The organism is Pseudomonas frederiksbergensis, from assembly GCF_001874645.1.
GTDB lineage: Bacteria > Pseudomonadota > Gammaproteobacteria > Pseudomonadales > Pseudomonadaceae > Aquipseudomonas > Aquipseudomonas frederiksbergensis_B.
Genome location: NZ_CP017886.1, coordinates 1626647 through 1643579 on the forward strand (window position 1 = coordinate 1626647; position 16933 = coordinate 1643579).

A 16933-nucleotide genomic window follows, 5' to 3' on the forward strand; every position below is an offset into this window, starting at 1 on the left:
GCCGACCGAAATCAGCTCTTGGGTGGCACCGGGTTGGCGTCGAAGGTATGCGGCGGCGCCACTTGCAGGGTGGTGATGGAGCCCTGTTCAGAGAGCGAGTAAGTGACCTTCGAGATCAGCATGTCCTGATCAAAACCCAGCACCTTGTCGATCACCTTTACCCGCGTGTTGTGCCGCCACAAGTCGCCGTTGGATTGTCGCCAGCCTTGCACACGGTAGGTCGTCGTCAATGCCTTGCCGGTGCGGGTGGCGCTTTCCCAGTCGGCGCGTTGCTGCGCCAGCTCCGTCGTCAGTTGCGCGCTTTCGCTGATCACCGTGACCCGTTTGCGCGGGGTCGTGGCATCGGTCGCCACACCCGACACCTCGCTCACCGCACTACCGCTTTTGGTGTCGCTGCCCTTGTGCTGGCCAATCACCCGGTATTCGGAAAACACCTGGCTGAAATCCATCGGTGCAGTGGCCGAGAGGATGTTCTTGCCCAGTTCCAGCACATCACTGGCCCGCCCGCCGCTGCCCGGTTTCGCCAACAGCACACGGCCTTCGGCATCGTCGGTGGAGAACACCCGGTACAGGGTCAGCAAGCGGTCGATGGACTGAAACACCGTTTCACCCGGGACAATGCTGTGTTTGCTCAGCTTGGCGGTTTGTGGAATCTCGCTGACCACCCCCACGCCATAAGGCGATGCCAGGGCCTGGACGATGCTCAGCACGCTTTGCTCCAGCCATTGGCTCGGACGGTTGATCGCCGCGCAATCCACCAGGTCCTGGGTCAGCGAACTGCCCTCGATACTCAGGCTGATCTGCTTGCCGTCGTAACTGATCGGCGCCTTGTAGACGTGCCCCGTGAGTACCAGATCGCAACCGATCCGCACTTGGCAACGCGAACCGGGTTTGATCGGAACCGCCAGCGTTTGCCCTGGCCATTGCCAGGTGATGTTGAGTGTGAAGGTGCGGAACTGACGCTCCAGGTCCGCACTGATTTCAACGCTTTTCCAGCCGCCATAATCCAGACCGTCAACAGTCAGGCTGACAGCGTTTGCAAGGTCGGTCATGGTTTACTCCCGGGCGATTTGCAGGCCGCCCGGGGGCAGGAATCCAAAGTGAATCACACCGTTGCGTTGCGTTACTTCACCCACCCGCGTGGCATCCCCCAGGTATTTATAGGTGAGCACCAGTGCCGGCATGCTCTGATTGGGAAACAGGGTGATCAGCCGCACACCGGACGATGCCACTGCCGTCAGATGCCCAAACAGTTGCTGGCGCAATGCATTGAGCGTTTGATAGTGCACAGCGTCAGCCTTGAGGGCGGCTTGCCAGATCGCTTCGTTGAGCGCGTCACGCAAGGTCAGCACATCGTCGGCCACCGGCACGTCCACTCGCCGCACCGGTTGCACCGCTTGCTGCGCCAGGGACGGCGTGGCGTTCAATTTGACCACCGGGGTGGCCACCGGCATCTGCGCCACCTGATAGCCGAGCTTCACCAACAACGCGTCCTGCACCAGATTGGCCAAAGCCTGAGCCGCCGCCACCGTGTCCTTGCCGGTGGTGAGCTTGGGTGCATCGATCTTTTTCAGCGCTTCGACCTGCTGTGAGGCACTGGCGAGAACGCCACGGTAACCCTCACGAGCGAAGTCCCCGAGTTCCTTGATGTCGCCGAGCAACCCCTTGAACTCCGCGCTCACTTCACGGGGCAGTTCCTTGATGGCCTTGACCAGCAAACTGAGTTCCTTATAGGTCTCGATCAACGCCTTGAACTCGTGCGCGATGACCTCGTAGACGTCTTTGAGGCTATCGCGCAGTTCTTTGATGCCGATCCGCGCCGCCTTGATGAGGCTCATGGCATCCTCGAAGCGTCGCACCATCGACCCCAACAAGCTGTCAGCCGACACCAGCAATTGCTCGCGAGTGTTGACCTGAGCGGTGGGGAACTGCAGCGGCTGATCGGGGTAGAACTTCAGGGTGAACGTCACCAGCCCGCCGTCCTGACGGGTCTGAGTCATTTCGCATTCGCCGACCTTGACCTGCATCCGCCCCAGCCACGGGTGAACCAGTTCACCCGCGCCCTCCTCCAGCGCCTTGAGCAGTGTGTCACGCTGCTCCAGGCAATCCGGCCCGACGATAAAGGCCGTCAGGTCGTGAATCTTCGCCTGTTGGCCAAGGCCCTCGAAGAACGGCTGGCCACGCTGGGGATACTCATGCAGCTGACCTTTCTGGCCGACCGGGGTTTTCGCCTGATCGACCCAGAATCCGACGCCACGAAAAGACGCCGGCAACAAACGATCACGCCAACTCATTGGAACCTCCTAGAGAAAGTGAGCGATAGCCGATCTGCGACGTCAGGGCCAGGCCAGGTTGGTTAGTCTGTGGTTGATCGGTGCGCATGCCGGGCGGTGCATTTTCAAAGCGCACCGTCAGGCCGCCCTCCAGTTGCGCGCGGTTGTTGGCGGCGCTTTGTTGCACCAGGGCGTTGGAGCCTTTAGGCAAATCGCTCGACAGCAACGGTTGATCGTTACTGGCACCGAAAAAAGCTGGCGCCAGTTCACCTTTGCCCTCGGCGTTGGTTTTCTGTTGCGCCTCGGTCAAGCCTTCGACCTTGCCGGTGATCTTCGCAATGAAGCCACTGAAACTACCGCCGAACATGTCCTTGATCGGCTCGATTATCGCCTTGAGTTTTTCCCACAGCCCACTGAACCACGCGATGATCGGCGTCCAGTTCGCGGTAATCATCTCCATCGGAGACCAATCGAACAGCGTTTTGAACAGTTCCCTGACCGGTGCCGTGACGTTGGTCAGCGAGTCCCACAAGCCAGAGAAGAATCCACTCAATGGTTCCCACGCCGCACTGACCAGAGCCATCGGCGACCAGTCAAACAGGCCTTTCAAGAAGTCGATCACGGGCACGGACAATGCCCGAAGCAAATCCCAGATGGCTGAAAACAATCCAACCAGCGGTTGCCAGTTATTGACGATCATCCCCAGTGGCGTCCAACTGAAGATCACCTTGAACGCATCGAACAGCAACGAAGCCGCCGCTTTGATCACGTCCCAGAGCGCGGCGAATACCTGACTGATCGGCCCCCAGTTGTTGATGATCAGCCCCAATGGCGTGAAGGCGAACATCGTCTTGAAGAACTCGACCATCGGCATGACCACCGGCGCAATCTCTTGCCAGAGCCCGGCGAAAAACGCCGAGATCGGCTTCCAGTTCGCAACGATCACCCCGGCCACCAACGCAATGCCCATGGCAATCAGCATCAGCGGACTGGTCTTGAGCACCGTGCTCATCAGATCAAGCGCTTGTGAAGCACCCGTCACCGCCGATTGAATCGCCGAGAACGCGACAGCACCCGCAGCAATTCCCTGGACCAGTTCCGGGTTGTCGTTGAGCAACGTCCCGACGCCGTTGAGCAACGGCTCCAGACCGACCACTACAGCGCTGACCGCCGGCAGCAATGCCGCGTCAACCGCGACCGACACCTTGTCCATCGAAGCGCTGAAAACGTTCAGGTTTTGTGCAGCACTGCTGGGCACGCTGGGTACATCAACGCTCTTTGCCGACTCGCTGACCTCGGCCAATTTGCCCTGGAACGCTGCGGCCGATTTGATACCTTCAACGAAGGGCGTGACCACGCTGCCGCCCTTGAACAAGCCGCTGATGTCCAGCTTGCCCATGCCGGCCTGTTCAAGGTTGGTTTTGAAGCCATCGACTTTCGCCCGAAGGTCCTTGAGCTTGGGTGAAAGTTCATCGATGCCTGTCAGCAAGACCGCTTTTTTCTCAATCTTTTCTGTCTCTGCCATCACTGCACCTGCTGCATCGCATTGATCCGTTGCGCGTGCTCCAGTGATTCACGGAGCACGTCCAGTGGCCTGGCCATCATCTGTTCAGGGTCAACCTTCCAGAACCAGGCCAGGTCATAGGCGGCAGCGATCAGCTCGGTGATGGCGCCGATGCCGCACTCATGAAAAAACTCGCGACGGCCCAGCTCAGCGCGTTGAAGTCAGCCAGGTCCAGCTGGTTGACCGACGACGGCGGGATGCCGGCGCAAACCGCGATGTATTTGGCCGCGACGTCCATGTCCAGGCTGACTTCTTCGCTCTTGTCGATCTTGTACGGCAGGGCCTTGATCGCCCGCACCTCCTGCACCGTCGGACGGCGCAGGGTCAGTTCGGTCAGCGGCTCGCCGTGGGCCTCAATGGCCACTTGCAGCTTCACGGCTTGAGTCATTGCCAGGTCCCCTTCACGCCTTCGAAGACCAACGCGATGGACGCGTCATCGCCCTTGGAAATCGGGGCATCGACCAGATAGGCACCGGCCAGCACAAAGACTTTACCGTTGCTGAATTCGCAGGTGACGGTCATGTCGGTACCGGCGACCAGTTGCTTGAGCGGGAAGTCCGGGGTGTGCAGCGCCGTGACTTTGAACGATGGGGTGATGTCGGTTTCCTTGTAGAAACCCGGCACCAGTGTTTCGCGTTTGGTGGACATCAGCGGTGCTTCACAGCCACCGTTGATGGTCAGTTGAGCGCCGTCCACTTTGACGTAGCAGGTGCCCGCAATCAGTTGACCCATGGTGTTTCTCCCTTCAATAAAAAGCCCACTCAAGGTGGGCTGAACTCATACAGTGAAACGCGGCATTCAAGCCGCGTTGTCGTACTGCAGACGGAATTGGTTGAGCAGCGCGAACACGCGCAGACCGTTGATGTAATCCGGCGGGAACAGCACATTGACGCGGCTCGGGTCCTGGCTGTCGCGCTCGACGATCAGGTGCTCGGCGAACAGCTCGGCGTTTTCCACGTGGCCTTCCAGTTCGAGCTTGGCGTACTGGGCGATCAGTTCACCGCGAATGGAGCTCGGAGTAACGATCGGCTGGCCGGCGCCGAAACGGGTGCCGTCGGCGGCCAGTTTGTGGCGACCATACTTGCTGGTGATCACGCTTTGCAGGCGACGTACGATGAACGCCGACTGGTGCATGGTTTCGCTGTCCAGGTAGGAGTTGTCCACCTGACCATAAGCGTTTTTCTGATAGGTGGTGATCGCACGCTGAATGCGTACGTAGCCGCCTTCGTAGTACGCGGTAGCGATGCCGTAGTTGAGCAGCGACTGGCGCTCGGTCAGGGTGAAACGCTCACTGGCCGGGGCCGGTTCGACACCCGGCAGGCTGCCGCTTTGGGTCGGACGGCTGGCGTCGGCGGAGATGAACACCGAGGTGCGCGCAGCCAGTGCGGCAGCCTGAACCCAAAACGGTTGCGGCACACCCAACTCCAGCGCCTGAATGGTCATGTGCTGGTCGTTACGGGTTTGGCCGGCGGCCACCAGGGTGCCAACGGTGCCGCGTTTGGCGGTGTAGACGTGACCGAACAATTGCTTGGCCCACGACCATCGACCGACGCTGTCATCCATGACGGCTTGCCAGGTATTGAGGGTCGCTGCGTCAGTCCACGGCATGCAGATGAATTCAAACGGCTCATCGCCGAGTGCAGCGACTGCTGCCACCTGATCCGGCACGCCAGCGCCACCGACCATTGGGGTGATCGCAGTGGTCAGACCCGCCGGCGTGTCTTCGCCATTACTCTTGCCCAGGCGATTGAACTGCAGACTGATATCGTTGGCGCTGTCACCCGTCCATTTGGCGGTCAGGGTAATCACGCCTTCAACCGCAGCGGCGGTGACCGGCAAATCGGCGTTGGCGTTGATTTTCAAGGCCAGTGCAGTGGCGGCCTGAGCCGCGGTTGCGGCGTTGACCACGGCCGCTTGAACACGCACGCCACCGACGTACAGGTTGAGCACGCCGCTTTCTGTGGCGGTACCGGTCAGGGTCAGCACGCCTTTGGCAATGCTGCCCACGGTGTTATGCACCGGCAGGCACCAGATTTCGCCGACCGGGTCGGTCTTGCGCCAGGTCTCGTACATCGAGGCCAGCATCGAGCCTTGACCACCGATGCTTTTGGCCAGCGCCACGCTGGACACCAGCACCAGTTTGCCGACCTCGGCGCTGGCGACGTTGTCGTTGACCTGGGCAACGATCAACCGGCGCATGGCCGACGACGCACTATTGGCGGCCGAATTGTCCATCTCGGCGTAGAACAGCGGAACACGAATGTCCGCAGGAATGTTGCTGAATCCGATCGCCATTATTGGGCTCCCTGTGGTTTTGCCGCTTCCACGGCGTTGGTAGTGATATCGCCATCGGCCAAACGTCGACGCCACCAGGCGTTGTCCAGCACTTCACGGCCTTCGAGAGGCAACAGATCGCCCGCTTCCGGGTCGGGCACGGCACGGCCTTCGGCCGGCAGCACAGTGATGCGTTTGCTCATTGCTTTACGTCTCCAGAGAAAGTCAGTTCCAGGCGCCCGTCAGGCCCCGGACGTTTCAGGTTGGGGTCCGCCGGGTCGATCGCATCGACCCGCACGGTCACCCCGGTAAAGGACGGCAAACCGTCCAGTTCACGCTCATGCCAGGTTTCCGCCGGTTCACTGGAGCGGTTGCGGCCCAACTGGAACTCGGCGAAAAAGCGCAGGCGGTAAAGCACGCGGCTGGCGTTGATCGAAACCAACTCACCGCCGTCGTATTCAATGGCGTCGTAATCGCCGCCAGGTTTGAACCCCACCAACGCCCGCCACAACTCGGCCCGCAGCCGCTGCAACTGATCCAGCGCCAGCGCGGCATCCGTGGCGTCGAGCAATAGCGTCACTTCGAAGCGGTCGCGGATGGTTTGCCGAAACGCGTTTTGCGCAGTGTTCTTGCTCGCCAGATCGGCGATCACCGCGACATAAGCAACGGGAGTGGGTTGCGATGGGGAGGTGGGTGGGGTTTGCGGATCGATGCCAACAACCACACGGTTGGCGAGCGATGGGCATTGATCGCGGAGTTGCTTGAGGATCGGGGTGATGTGCATGGGATTCACCGGGCAATAAAAAACCCGCTCGGAGGCGGGTTTGAGTAAAGGGCAGTTGCCGTCGATAACCCGCATCCTTGCAGGTCGGGGTCGTTGTCTACGCCCCCCGTCAGCCAGTCCATTGGACTTGTTCAGCGGTGATCCTCTTTGCTGCCAATACCATTAGCGGTCCTGGCTGGAATCACGCGGCGACACTTCACCGACGCCAATCCGCTTGGCCGCCCAGCGCTCATACAAGCCGATGGCGACGTCGGCACCGGCCATCGCGGTGAGGCAACCGAAAGCACCGGCGGTCCAGATCGATATGCCGGCGGCATACAGCAGCATGATGGTCGAGACCCCGCAGACCATGCAGGCCCCGGAGCGCAGCGCCAGGCGCCGCAACAGTGGCCAGCCGCGAGCGCCCTCCTTGTCGGCGCGCCACATTTCTCCGGACACCCCGCCGACGACCGCCAGCGCAATGACAAGCCAGATAGGCATGTCCAGCAACGCTTGCTGCTCGTTTGTCATGTCACGCCTCCTGCGTTGATAAATAGGTGATGGGTTTGTGTATTGTTCAAACGTTGTCTCTGGATGTGCCTGACGGTAGGTAGGCATTCCAAAAAGCCCGTCGCCTGCCGGGCTTTTCAGTAATGCGGTCCAGCTATCTGATCTTTCGGCGCGACTGGCGCGGTACGGATCCATTCAAATTGTTCCTCCGACCGCGACCCTGTCCGCCGGATAACTGCTTCTGGTGCTTTACGCTGCACACCCGGGTCAGTTGCCAACCCTCTGAACCGTTGAGGCCGGTTCATCGCTGCCTTTGCTGTGAAACTAAAGAGCTTCGTTACGAGCCGTTGTTGAGCGGCTTGAGACAAAGAATATGCATGAATGCATATACAGTCAATGCATAAATGCATTTATTTATGCATTGAAAATGCACAAACGCATGGAAGCCCCGTAGACAAAGGCGTTGGCGGTTTTCGGCAGACGAAAAAAACCCGCTGGGTAGCGGGTTTTATCTGACAGCGGTGAGGTTAACGGGCGTACATGCCCCACCAGAAGACGTGACCGAGGATGACGATCTGCTCTTCCTGGATCTCCTGGAAGCTGTAGTCCTCATCCGGATGTTCATCGCGATTGAAGCTACGCAGACGAATACCGGTCGGTAGACGATAGAGCTGTTTCACCCGCAGTTGGCCGTTATGGTTGATGGCATACAGATCACCATCAACGATGTCGCCAATTCCGGACTTGCCGGCGTTGACCCCGACCGTCGCGCCATCGCGCAGCACCGGCAACATGCTGTTGCCGCGCACTGTCACGCATTTGGCCTGGTCGAACTGCACACCGTTATGTCGCAAGCTGCGCTTGCCGAAGCGCAAGCTTGAGCGCTCGCTTTCTTCGATGACGAATCTTCCTGATCCAGCAGCCAATTCAACCTCGCGAAGAAAGGGAACCGAGACCTCGTCGTCATCAACGGGGGTATCGTCATCCCACAGGCTTATGTCCTTGAGTTCCGAATGCGACTCTTCGCGTGCAGACACAGAGGCCGGCGCAACGTCTGCGCGGCCACGCAACTGGTCGGTGCTCACACGGAAGTACTCGGCGATCTTCGAAATGTGTTTATCCGAAGGATCGACAATCTTCCCGCCGAGAATTCGCGAGAGGGTGGATTGAGGCACGCCGGTGCGACGGTGAAGCTCCGTAGGGGAGATCCCGTGCTGATCGAGCAGCGCTCTTAAGACGGTAGAAACATTGCGTTTTTGCATAACGCGCATAGTGCGTGTTCTTTTCGAAGATGACAAATGCTGATTTGCATAAAAAATGCATGAATCGCAGAAACGTATCGCGGGATCTTCATGCCTGCGCCGGGCATATCGAGCACCAGGGTTCAAGCGACTGCGGATGCCTTGGGTAACCCACTGCGCTTGTTACTGTTAGCATATGGAAAAGCCTCCGAATATACACAGGCAACAGCACTGATTCCAAAATAGGCAGTGCGCTTGCTCGCGAACGGATTTCAATGTGAAGAAAATTGCCATCCTGCAGTCCAACTATATCCCTTGGAAGGGTTACTTCGACCTCATCGCTGCGGTGGATGAATTTATCCTTTACGATGATATGCAGTTCACCAAAAACGACTGGCGCAACCGTAACCAGATCAAGACGCCACAGGGCGTACAGTGGCTTACAGTGCCAGTCGGGCAGGATATTCGTCGGCGTATCCGTGATGTACCTCTGGTCGATGGCTGGCAGATCAAACACTGGAAGACCCTAGAGAGTAACTACCGACGGGCAGCACATTTCGATGCTATCGCTACCTGGCTTCGTCCACTGTACTTAGAAACGTCCTACAGCCACCTAACCCAATTGAACAGCAACCTGATAAAGGCCATCTGCGTCTACCTGGGCATCAATACACGGATTTCTTGCTCCTGGGATTACCAGATGAGCGAAGGAAAGACCGAGCGTCTGGTCGACTTGTGCCGGCAGGCAGGCGCCAGTGACTATATTTCCGGGCCATCCGCCAAGGATTACTTGCAGCCCGAACAATTCCAGGCGCAAGGCATCGGTCTGCACTGGTTCGACTACAGTGACTACCGCGAATACCCGCAACTGTGGGGCCCGTTCGTCCACGGGGTCAGCATTCTTGACCTGCTCTTCAACTGCGGCACTGGATCTAAAACTTACATGAAGCATGTCACCTTATGAGACTGTCCATCGTCGCCACCCTGTATCAGTCAGCCCTCCACCTCCAAGAGTTTCATGCACGCTGCAGCAGCGTCGCGCATGCACTTGCAGGCGATGACTATGAAATCGTCCTGGTCAACGACGGCTCGCCCGATGACAGCCTGGCTCGAGCCATTCGCCTGACGGAAACTGATCGCCATGTGGTGTTGGTCGATCTTTCAAGAAACTTCGGCCATCACAAGGCGATGATGACAGGGCTCGCCCACGCCAAGGGCGACGAGGTGTTCTTGATTGACAGCGACCTGGAGGAGCCTCCAGAGTGCCTGCTGACCTTTTCCGAGCAAATGCGCGGCGAGGACTGTGACGTGGTCTTTGGGGTGCAGGAGCAGCGCAAAGGCAGCTGGTTCGAACGCTTGAGCGGAGGTCTCTTCTGGACGTTGATCAACCGGCTGTCGGGTCTGTCGATCCCCGCCAACGTGGTCACCGCTCGCTTGATGAGTCGGCGTTATGTCGATGCGCTGTTGTGCCATGAAGAACGAGAGGTGTTCATGGCAGGGCTGTTTCAAATCACCGGCTTCGTACAAAAGGCTGTCACCATACAAAAACTCAGCAGTAGCCAGTCGACCTACACCTTGAGGCGCAAGTTGTCGCTGGTGGTAAACTCCGTCACCTCTTTCAGCGTCCTGCCGCTGGTCGCCATTTTCTACCTCGGCCTGATTATCTTCTCATTTGCCTGCTGCTATACCGTCTATCTGACGATCAACTCGCTGTTCTTCTCCTATACCATGGCGGGCTGGACCTCAGTGATGGTCTCGATATGGTTGCTTGGCGGTCTGGTCCTCTCATGCATGGGCGTCATCGGCATCTACCTGTCCAAAATATTCTCCGAAAGCAAGCGCCGCCCCTACACCATCGTCAGGAATATTTATGGTCGCTCATGACGACAAGCGGCTGGTTTTCCTCTGCCTTGGCGGTGTAAGTATATTGGCTCTCACCCTAGCGCTGGACGTGGCAACTGAATGAACAGCCTGACCGCTCGACTGAAAAACCGGATACCCACTGCGCAACTGCTCAAGTATGCCTTGGTCGGCTTACTCAGCAATGCCTGTGGCTATGCCCTTTATCTGTTGCTGACTGAACTGGGGAGCACTCCGAAGCTGACCATGACTGCACTTTATGTGGCTGGCGCGCTGATCGGTTTCTTCGGAAACCGCCGTCTGACCTTCTCCTACCAAGGTGGGATCCTAGGTTCAGGCATACGCTACATCCTGGCCCACACTATTGGTTATGGCATCAACTTCTGTCTACTCGCCGTGTTTGTCGATCACTTCGGTTATGCGCACCAGTGGGTACAAGCGGCGGCCATCTTAGTGGTCGCCGGCTATCTGTTCGTGACCCTCAAACTCTTCGTATTCAAGGCAACCCAATGACCTCGTCCGATCGTTCGCCTTTTCCGTCCTCGTCCTATGGTCAACTTGCTCAGGCGGAGTCGGGTCATTGGTGGTTCAAAGTGCGCAATAAGCTAGTGCTCTGGGCCCTGACAAAAAAAGTAAGGCCCTTTAACAGCCTGCTAGAGATTGGCTGTGGCACCGGTTATGTACTCGAAGGAATCAGTCGTGTCTGGCCGCAGATTGAGCTACACGGTTCGGAATACTTCGAGGAAGGACTTGAGTACGCCCGCAAGCGCATTCCAACCGCGCAGCTCAGACAGCTGGACGCGACCCAGTTGGATGAAGTCGATCGATATGACGTAGTCAGTGCATTCGACGTCATCGAACATATAGAGCAGGACGAGACAGTATTGCGCAACCTTGCCCGGGCCATCCGTCCTGGAGGCTCCCTGGTGCTGACGGTACCGCAACATCGCTGGCTTTGGTCGCAGGTCGACGAATATGCCTGCCATGTGCGTCGATACAGCCGAGCCGAACTGGTGGAAAAGGTTCAGCGAGCCGGCCTACAAGTGAGCTATGTCAGCTCTTTCGTCAGTCTACTGATCCCCTTGATGTGGCTCTCCAGAAAACGCGCGAGCAAGCAGCATGACCCCATGAACGAACTGAACATCCCTCGCTGGCTTAACCGTTCCCTGGAAACGGTGATGCAAATCGAACTGCTGCTGATCAAGACGGGCGTACGTTTTCCCATCGGCGGCTCACTGTTGATGATCGCCACTAAACCCTGATCGGAATACTGCGATGACTAGCGAAAAAATTCAATTTAACCGCCCTCACATGACCGGCAAGGAACTGTACTATATCGCCGAAGCCAAGTTCGGCAACATGCTGGCAGGCGACGGGCCGTTCACCAAGCGCTGTCACCAGTGGCTGGAAAACACCAGCGGTTGCAACAAGGCACTGCTGACTCACTCTTGCACCGCAGCGCTGGAAATGGCTGCCCTGCTGCTGGATATCCAGCCCGGCGATGAGATCATCATGCCGTCCTACACCTTCGTCTCCACCGCCAACGCGTTCGTGCTGCGTGGTGGTGTACCAGTGTTTGTGGATATTCGCGAAGACACGCTTAACCTCGACGAGCGCTTGATCGAGGCAGCCATCACCCCGCGCACCCGGGCTATTGTTCCCGTGCACTATGCGGGCGTAGCCTGCGAGATGGACAGCATTCTGGCGATCGCACAACGACACGACTTGCACGTTGTCGAAGATGCCGCACAAGGCATCATGGCCAGTTACAAAGGACGTCCACTGGGAAGCCTTGGCAGCCTTGGCGCATTGAGCTTCCATGAAACCAAGAACGTCATATCCGGCGAAGGCGGCGCGCTGCTGGTCAACGATCCGGCCTTGGTTCGACGCGCTGAGATCATTCGCGAAAAAGGCACAGACCGCAGCAGCTTCTTCCGTGGTGAAGTGGACAAGTACACCTGGCAAGAAGTCGGATCGTCATTTCTGCCTGGCGAATTGATCGCAGCATTTCTCTGGGCACAACTGGAGGAAGCTACAGGCATCACCGAGCAGCGGCTGGCCTGCTGGCAGCACTACCATGATGCCTTGGCGCCCCTGGAGCAGAAGGGTCTGCTCAGACGCCCGATCATACCCGCCGACTGCACCCACAACGCCCACATGTACTACGTACTGCTGGACTCGCAGATTGACCGCCAGGCGGTGCTCAATGCGCTAAAAAGCGCGGGCATTCACTCAGTGTTCCACTACGTTCCCCTGCATTCGTCGCCAGCCGGCAAACGCTATGGCAGGGTCCATGGCTCAATGGCCGTGACCGACCAGCAATCGGAACGACTGATCCGCTTGCCCCTGTGGGTAGGATTGACGCCTGAACAGCAGGATCGCGTCATTGCCGTACTCGTTGCAGCTATTGGCTGAGTTCCTCAGTAGTCCCGCTCACTACGCGCCTGCGCTGTAGGAGCGGGCGCCCCTCCTACCTGACACCAAAATCGACGCAGCAATAACCACGGTCATTCTGCCGCTGGACATCGCGAAACTCATTGGGCACCCACTCACAGCGCGTGATCAGGCCCGGGCTATTCCTTTCCTTGAGAAATGGCAGCAACTTGCCATTGAGCAGATCCCCGCCGTAGCCAAACTCCGAAACATACAGGACGTGTACAGGGCTACGATCTTTCAGATAGGCGAAGTAGGTCATGTGATCGACCACCACGTGCTCAGCGTGATCCGCCGGAATATGACAGGACTCGCCTAGTTCCCGGATCGAATCCAGGTGTGCCTTGGCGCCCAGTACCGGTACGGACAGCGGCTGACCAGGAATACTGGCGTTTGCGTATTCGGCATTGCGCAGCAGGTTCGGTGTTACCAGGTAGAACAGCGTGAACAACGATATTAGCGACAGACCGGCCACAAACGCCAATGTCAGGTGCCCAGCTACCCTGACCGCAAACCATGGCCGGACAACCGGCAGGCATTGGAACAGCAAGGCGACGATAACAATAGACAGTGGGACATACTGAATGCCGGCATAAAAGTTCTGGAGGTTATACAGCGCGACATTGATCAGATCGCCCGCGGCCAGCAGTGACGCCAGGAGAAGTGCAGCCGACATCCGCCGACGTGCCAGGGAGATCACTGCCATCCCCAACGCCAGCAAGTGGCTGCCCACCACTAACACCAGAAGGGTGTTGTAAATGAGTGGATTCAACCAGAGCAACAGGTCAGGTTTTTCCGTCAAGGGCGGAAGCCAACCCGATTGAAAGGTCGGACTGAAGGTCAAGTGAACGAGCATGCGCTGGGGAAACAGGCTGATGTTTTGCCAAACAGCTCCAAAGAACGCAACAGGGTCGCTCAATAGCATACCGGGCATCAGGCTGTTGGCAGCCAGCAACGCCTGGATGGCTGGTGCATCCTGGCATCCCCCCAACAAACTGGCATCGCGCAACACTTGCACACTCAACGCAAGTACATAGAGAACCAGGCCCGCGCGAATCAGCAGATTGAAGCCTCGGGTGGCAATCCACACGGTAGCAAGAAGAAATGGCGTGAAAAACAGGCTCTTGGGATGAGCATAGAAAAACACCGACAGCAGCAGCCCCAACCCGCCCATTACGGCCAATTGCCTTCCTCCGCTGCCCTGCGCAGGGGTGAGCACTGCCAACATGCAAAAGATCAGAACCGGCAACAACATAAACTGCTCCGGGCGCGACAGCACCCAGAGATAGGGCATTACCCCCAGTGACGCGAAAGCAACCAGAAAGGTAAAGCGCTTGGCTCCTTCCCCAGCGGCCTGTCTATGACACCAGTAAGCCAACAGCCCGAACCAAGCCAACGCGAGTACAACGCCACTCACACGTAGGCCCAAAGGCTCCAGGTAAGCATAAACTGAAGAAATCAGTATTGCCGCCGGATAAAAGACCCAAGCTACCCCATGGCCGACAGTAGTGGTGCATTGTGGAAAAAACGAGAGCATCTGCCCGCTTTCCAGGAAAAAGCGCGCGTTGTTGAACTTGGTCATAATCTCATCAGAGTAAACCGGCAAAAACACTCCGCTGAGCAGCGCACAGATCAGCACCATCGGCATCAGCTGGAGAATTTTTTTACATACAGCGTTACGCATGGTTAAACGCCAAGCCGATAGACGAAGGAGGTGCGCACGCTATCATTAGCCGGCCAGTGAGTGAAGCGCGTAGTTACAACAAACCTCTTCGGGCTGCACTCAAATCGCCCGCTAGTTGCCTTGATGCTCTCTAGATATTTAGTGGCTCGCCCGCTTCTGAACATAGACCGATCCTGCCTTTATGAAGGAACCACTTGGCACAGCCGTATGGTCGACCACCACCGCACCAGCACCAATGAAGGTATCGATTCCTACTCGGGAATACCCACAGAGGGTGGCGTTCGGGGAAATGAACGTGTTTCCATCTACCACGCAGTCGTGGTTGATCACAGCCCCGGGCCATACGACAACCAGATCCCCGACATGCGCCCTGATGTCGAGAACAGCACGAGCCATGACCATGGCGCCAGCGCCAACCGTGGTGCTGTCGCTCACATAGGCCTGCGGGTGAATGAAAGACGGCAGACTGTAGCCGTGAGCAAGCAGCTCGTCGAACTTGCGCTGACGTGCCTCAAGGTGTTTGTACCCGATGGCAATGGCAAAATCATACTCATCAGGCGGGCATTTATGGATGACGTCTTCCAGCGTTCCGACAATACCCTCTCCGGTATGCCAGTCATCGACGAAACCGGCGAAATACGCCCCGCTGTGCCGTACCAGCTCGCGCACAACGACGCCAAACTCTGTAGAACCATAAACGAGAATTTTCTTCTTCATTGATCGCGGCCACTTCCTCAAAGTCGATTACATGCCAGGAAGCCTAGCTCCTCATGCATACGCTCTAAGGTATCAGACTCCCTGAAGTAAAAATCAAATCAGCACCAGGAAAAAAACACCCACTCGATAGCCGGCAGGAGATGAGAGTCATTGAAGCCAGGTTTCATACTACGCAGCTTCATGCCCATGGAACCTATAAAAGACTACACGCCCTTATCACCACTGATATACCTGGAAGTTTCAAGACACAAATAAATGCTAAATTCCATAGAGTTCCTTAGGGCTTTTGCCGCATGGATCGTAGTACTGCATCACTACGTACAACTTTCCGAAAACAAAGACAGCAACATGACTACACCACCACCCCACAGCCACTAGTCAATAGGCGTAGATATTTTCTTTACCATCAGCGGCTTTGTGATTGACGCATCAGCCTCTAAAAAAACAATCTCTCCAAAAGAGTTTGCAACACACCGAATAGCTCGAATAGTCCCAGCGTACTGGCTATACACCCTTATCACAGCACTAACAATAGTTAGTGCTGCCAACACAATGCCGGCCCTTGGCAGCAACTTGTATTTTTTCTAAAAAACATATTATTTTTGCCAGCTCCCAGAACCTAGATCACTCCCAGTAGTATCTGCAGGGCGGACTTTAAATTTCGAAGCGGCTTTTTATGTTGTTTGGGCTTTATCTCTTTTCATGCCTAAATATTTTTTAGCGACAGGACCTTTTATTGGAATAGTACTCATGCAAACATCCACACCAAAACTCGGAGGCGCATTCACCCTCTACGGAACACCAACAATTTACAATTTCCTGCTTGGAATTTTTATTACCGAGATTTATAAGCGCGGCCACCACCAATCGGCACCTCTAACTGCAGCAATATTTATCCTCGCAACATCTACAATCGTAATTGCCACTTCAGGATCCGTCGCCCCCCCTTGCGCATTGGGTTGCCATGTGCAGCTATAGTACTTACCCTGTTTTCGCAAGAGCACCGCCTCTGCGAAAGGTTGCACATAAGCAAGCTCGGGGACTGGTCTTACTAAACTTACTCATCTCACTCGATAACTATATTTTATGTGCCCGCCTTCCAAAAAAAAGAACCGACTTATACCCAACCATTACTTTTATATCAATTTGCGCCACTGCCCTGCCATGTCCGTATGCAAGTTACAAATATATTTAACTACCGCCCCCGCTTTTATAAAGCACATTTTTCAACCTAAGAGAAAAAGGCTTTCAGCCCCCAATTAGAAGTCGCCTATCGAGAAGCGCTGACTTATCGAACCGCCTGAAACTCATACCCAACCCGGCAAAAATTTCACAGCCAGACACCTAACGACCGGACAAAGTCATAGCGCGCATGCTCGGAGCGCTTTATAGACAGCAATCAGGAAGCTCTTATAAAAAACCAGGAAGCACTCTTGCCAGATTTTGCTGCACCACTCCTCATCTGTAGCAAAACAAGTAGAGAAAATATCTTTCACACGAAACCCTATCCAAGGTCATGATGGCGTATTAACGTCACAAAACAGGGCCGCAGCCAATGGTCCCGCAGCCTGTCGGCAACCTTGGGCGCAGGCATGTTAACCTTATGATATGTGC

General features: G+C 56.6%; 18 protein-coding genes. 6 read left to right on the forward strand and 12 right to left on the reverse strand.

Features of this window, described 5'->3' with window-relative positions; all coding sequences use genetic code 11:
- Positions 1–11: 11 nt before the first annotated feature.
- The 10 genes from BLL42_RS08160 to BLL42_RS08205 all read right to left on the reverse strand — a co-directional run bounded on the left by BLL42_RS08160 (position 12) and on the right by BLL42_RS08205 (position 8646).
- Positions 12–1052, reverse strand: coding sequence for a phage baseplate assembly protein (locus tag BLL42_RS08160; protein ID WP_071551597.1), 1041 nt, complete (start codon positions 1050–1052; stop codon positions 12–14).
- A gap of 3 nt (positions 1053–1055) precedes the next feature.
- The gene (locus tag BLL42_RS08165; RefSeq protein WP_071551598.1) at positions 1056–2294 is read right to left on the reverse strand and encodes a DNA circularization protein; all 1239 of its coding nucleotides are present in this window, start codon (positions 2292–2294) and stop codon (positions 1056–1058) included.
- A complete protein-coding gene (locus tag BLL42_RS08170) occupies positions 2281–3798 on the reverse strand; it encodes a phage tail tape measure protein (RefSeq protein ID WP_071551599.1) in 1518 nt (505 codons plus the stop codon). Before BLL42_RS08170 ends, BLL42_RS08165 begins: the two co-directional genes overlap by 14 nt.
- A gap of 130 nt (positions 3799–3928) precedes the next feature.
- On the reverse strand, positions 3929–4225 hold the full coding sequence (locus BLL42_RS08175; RefSeq protein ID WP_071551600.1) for a phage tail assembly protein: 297 nt from the start codon (positions 4223–4225) through the stop codon (positions 3929–3931).
- Complete coding sequence (locus BLL42_RS08180) at positions 4222–4569, reverse strand: phage tail tube protein (RefSeq protein ID WP_071551601.1); 348 nt, start codon at positions 4567–4569, stop codon at positions 4222–4224. The genes BLL42_RS08175 and BLL42_RS08180 overlap by 4 nt, the downstream gene beginning before the upstream one ends.
- A gap of 66 nt (positions 4570–4635) precedes the next feature.
- Entirely contained in the window at positions 4636–6132 is a 1497-nt protein-coding gene (locus tag BLL42_RS08185) for a phage tail sheath subtilisin-like domain-containing protein (protein WP_071551602.1), read from the reverse strand.
- Positions 6132–6314 carry a DUF2635 domain-containing protein gene (locus BLL42_RS08190; RefSeq protein ID WP_071551603.1) on the reverse strand — a complete coding sequence of 61 codons (183 nt, stop codon included), beginning with the start codon at positions 6312–6314 and terminating at the stop codon, positions 6132–6134. Before BLL42_RS08190 ends, BLL42_RS08185 begins: the two co-directional genes overlap by 1 nt.
- Entirely contained in the window at positions 6311–6895 is a 585-nt protein-coding gene (locus BLL42_RS08195) for a phage tail terminator protein (RefSeq protein WP_071551604.1), read from the reverse strand. Before BLL42_RS08195 ends, BLL42_RS08190 begins: the two co-directional genes overlap by 4 nt.
- 162 nt (positions 6896–7057) lie before the next feature.
- Positions 7058–7405, reverse strand: a complete 348-nt coding sequence (locus tag BLL42_RS08200; RefSeq protein ID WP_071551605.1) for a phage holin family protein — start codon at positions 7403–7405, stop codon at positions 7058–7060.
- A 506-nt stretch (positions 7406–7911) separates the two neighbouring features.
- On the reverse strand, positions 7912–8646 hold the full coding sequence (locus BLL42_RS08205) for an XRE family transcriptional regulator (protein WP_071555718.1): 735 nt from the start codon (positions 8644–8646) through the stop codon (positions 7912–7914).
- A 256-nt stretch (positions 8647–8902) separates the two neighbouring features.
- Here BLL42_RS08205 and BLL42_RS08210 point away from each other — a divergent pair, with 256 nt between their 5' ends.
- From BLL42_RS08210 to rffA, 5 genes are all read left to right on the forward strand, one after another.
- On the forward strand, positions 8903–9589 hold the full coding sequence (locus BLL42_RS08210) for a WbqC family protein (RefSeq protein ID WP_071551606.1): 687 nt from the start codon (positions 8903–8905) through the stop codon (positions 9587–9589).
- On the forward strand, positions 9586–10509 hold the full coding sequence (locus BLL42_RS08215; RefSeq protein ID WP_071551607.1) for a glycosyltransferase family 2 protein: 924 nt from the start codon (positions 9586–9588) through the stop codon (positions 10507–10509). Before BLL42_RS08210 ends, BLL42_RS08215 begins: the two co-directional genes overlap by 4 nt.
- A 78-nt stretch (positions 10510–10587) precedes the next feature.
- Positions 10588–10998: a GtrA family protein gene (locus tag BLL42_RS08220; protein ID WP_071551608.1), complete on the forward strand. Its 411-nt coding sequence runs from the start codon at positions 10588–10590 to the stop codon at positions 10996–10998.
- Positions 10995–11747, forward strand: a complete 753-nt coding sequence (locus tag BLL42_RS08225) for a class I SAM-dependent methyltransferase (RefSeq protein ID WP_071551609.1) — start codon at positions 10995–10997, stop codon at positions 11745–11747. Before BLL42_RS08220 ends, BLL42_RS08225 begins: the two co-directional genes overlap by 4 nt.
- Before the next feature lie 13 nt (positions 11748–11760).
- Positions 11761–12900 (forward strand): dTDP-4-amino-4,6-dideoxygalactose transaminase, encoded by a 1140-nt coding sequence (rffA, locus tag BLL42_RS08230; RefSeq protein WP_071551610.1) that lies wholly within the window; start codon positions 11761–11763, stop codon positions 12898–12900.
- A gap of 55 nt (positions 12901–12955) precedes the next feature.
- On the opposite strand, the gene BLL42_RS08235 is transcribed toward rffA, so the two are convergent.
- Positions 12956–14602 carry a hypothetical protein gene (locus BLL42_RS08235; RefSeq protein WP_071551611.1) on the reverse strand — a complete coding sequence of 549 codons (1647 nt, stop codon included), beginning with the start codon at positions 14600–14602 and terminating at the stop codon, positions 12956–12958.
- Between the two features lie 138 nt (positions 14603–14740).
- Entirely contained in the window at positions 14741–15319 is a 579-nt protein-coding gene (locus BLL42_RS08240; protein WP_071551612.1) for a PglD-related sugar-binding protein, read from the reverse strand.
- 393 nt (positions 15320–15712) lie between these two features.
- Here BLL42_RS08240 and BLL42_RS30995 point away from each other — a divergent pair, with 393 nt between their 5' ends.
- Positions 15713–15907 (forward strand): hypothetical protein, encoded by a 195-nt coding sequence (locus tag BLL42_RS30995; protein ID WP_408004020.1) that lies wholly within the window; start codon positions 15713–15715, stop codon positions 15905–15907.
- Positions 15908–16933: the final 1026 nt, after the last annotated feature.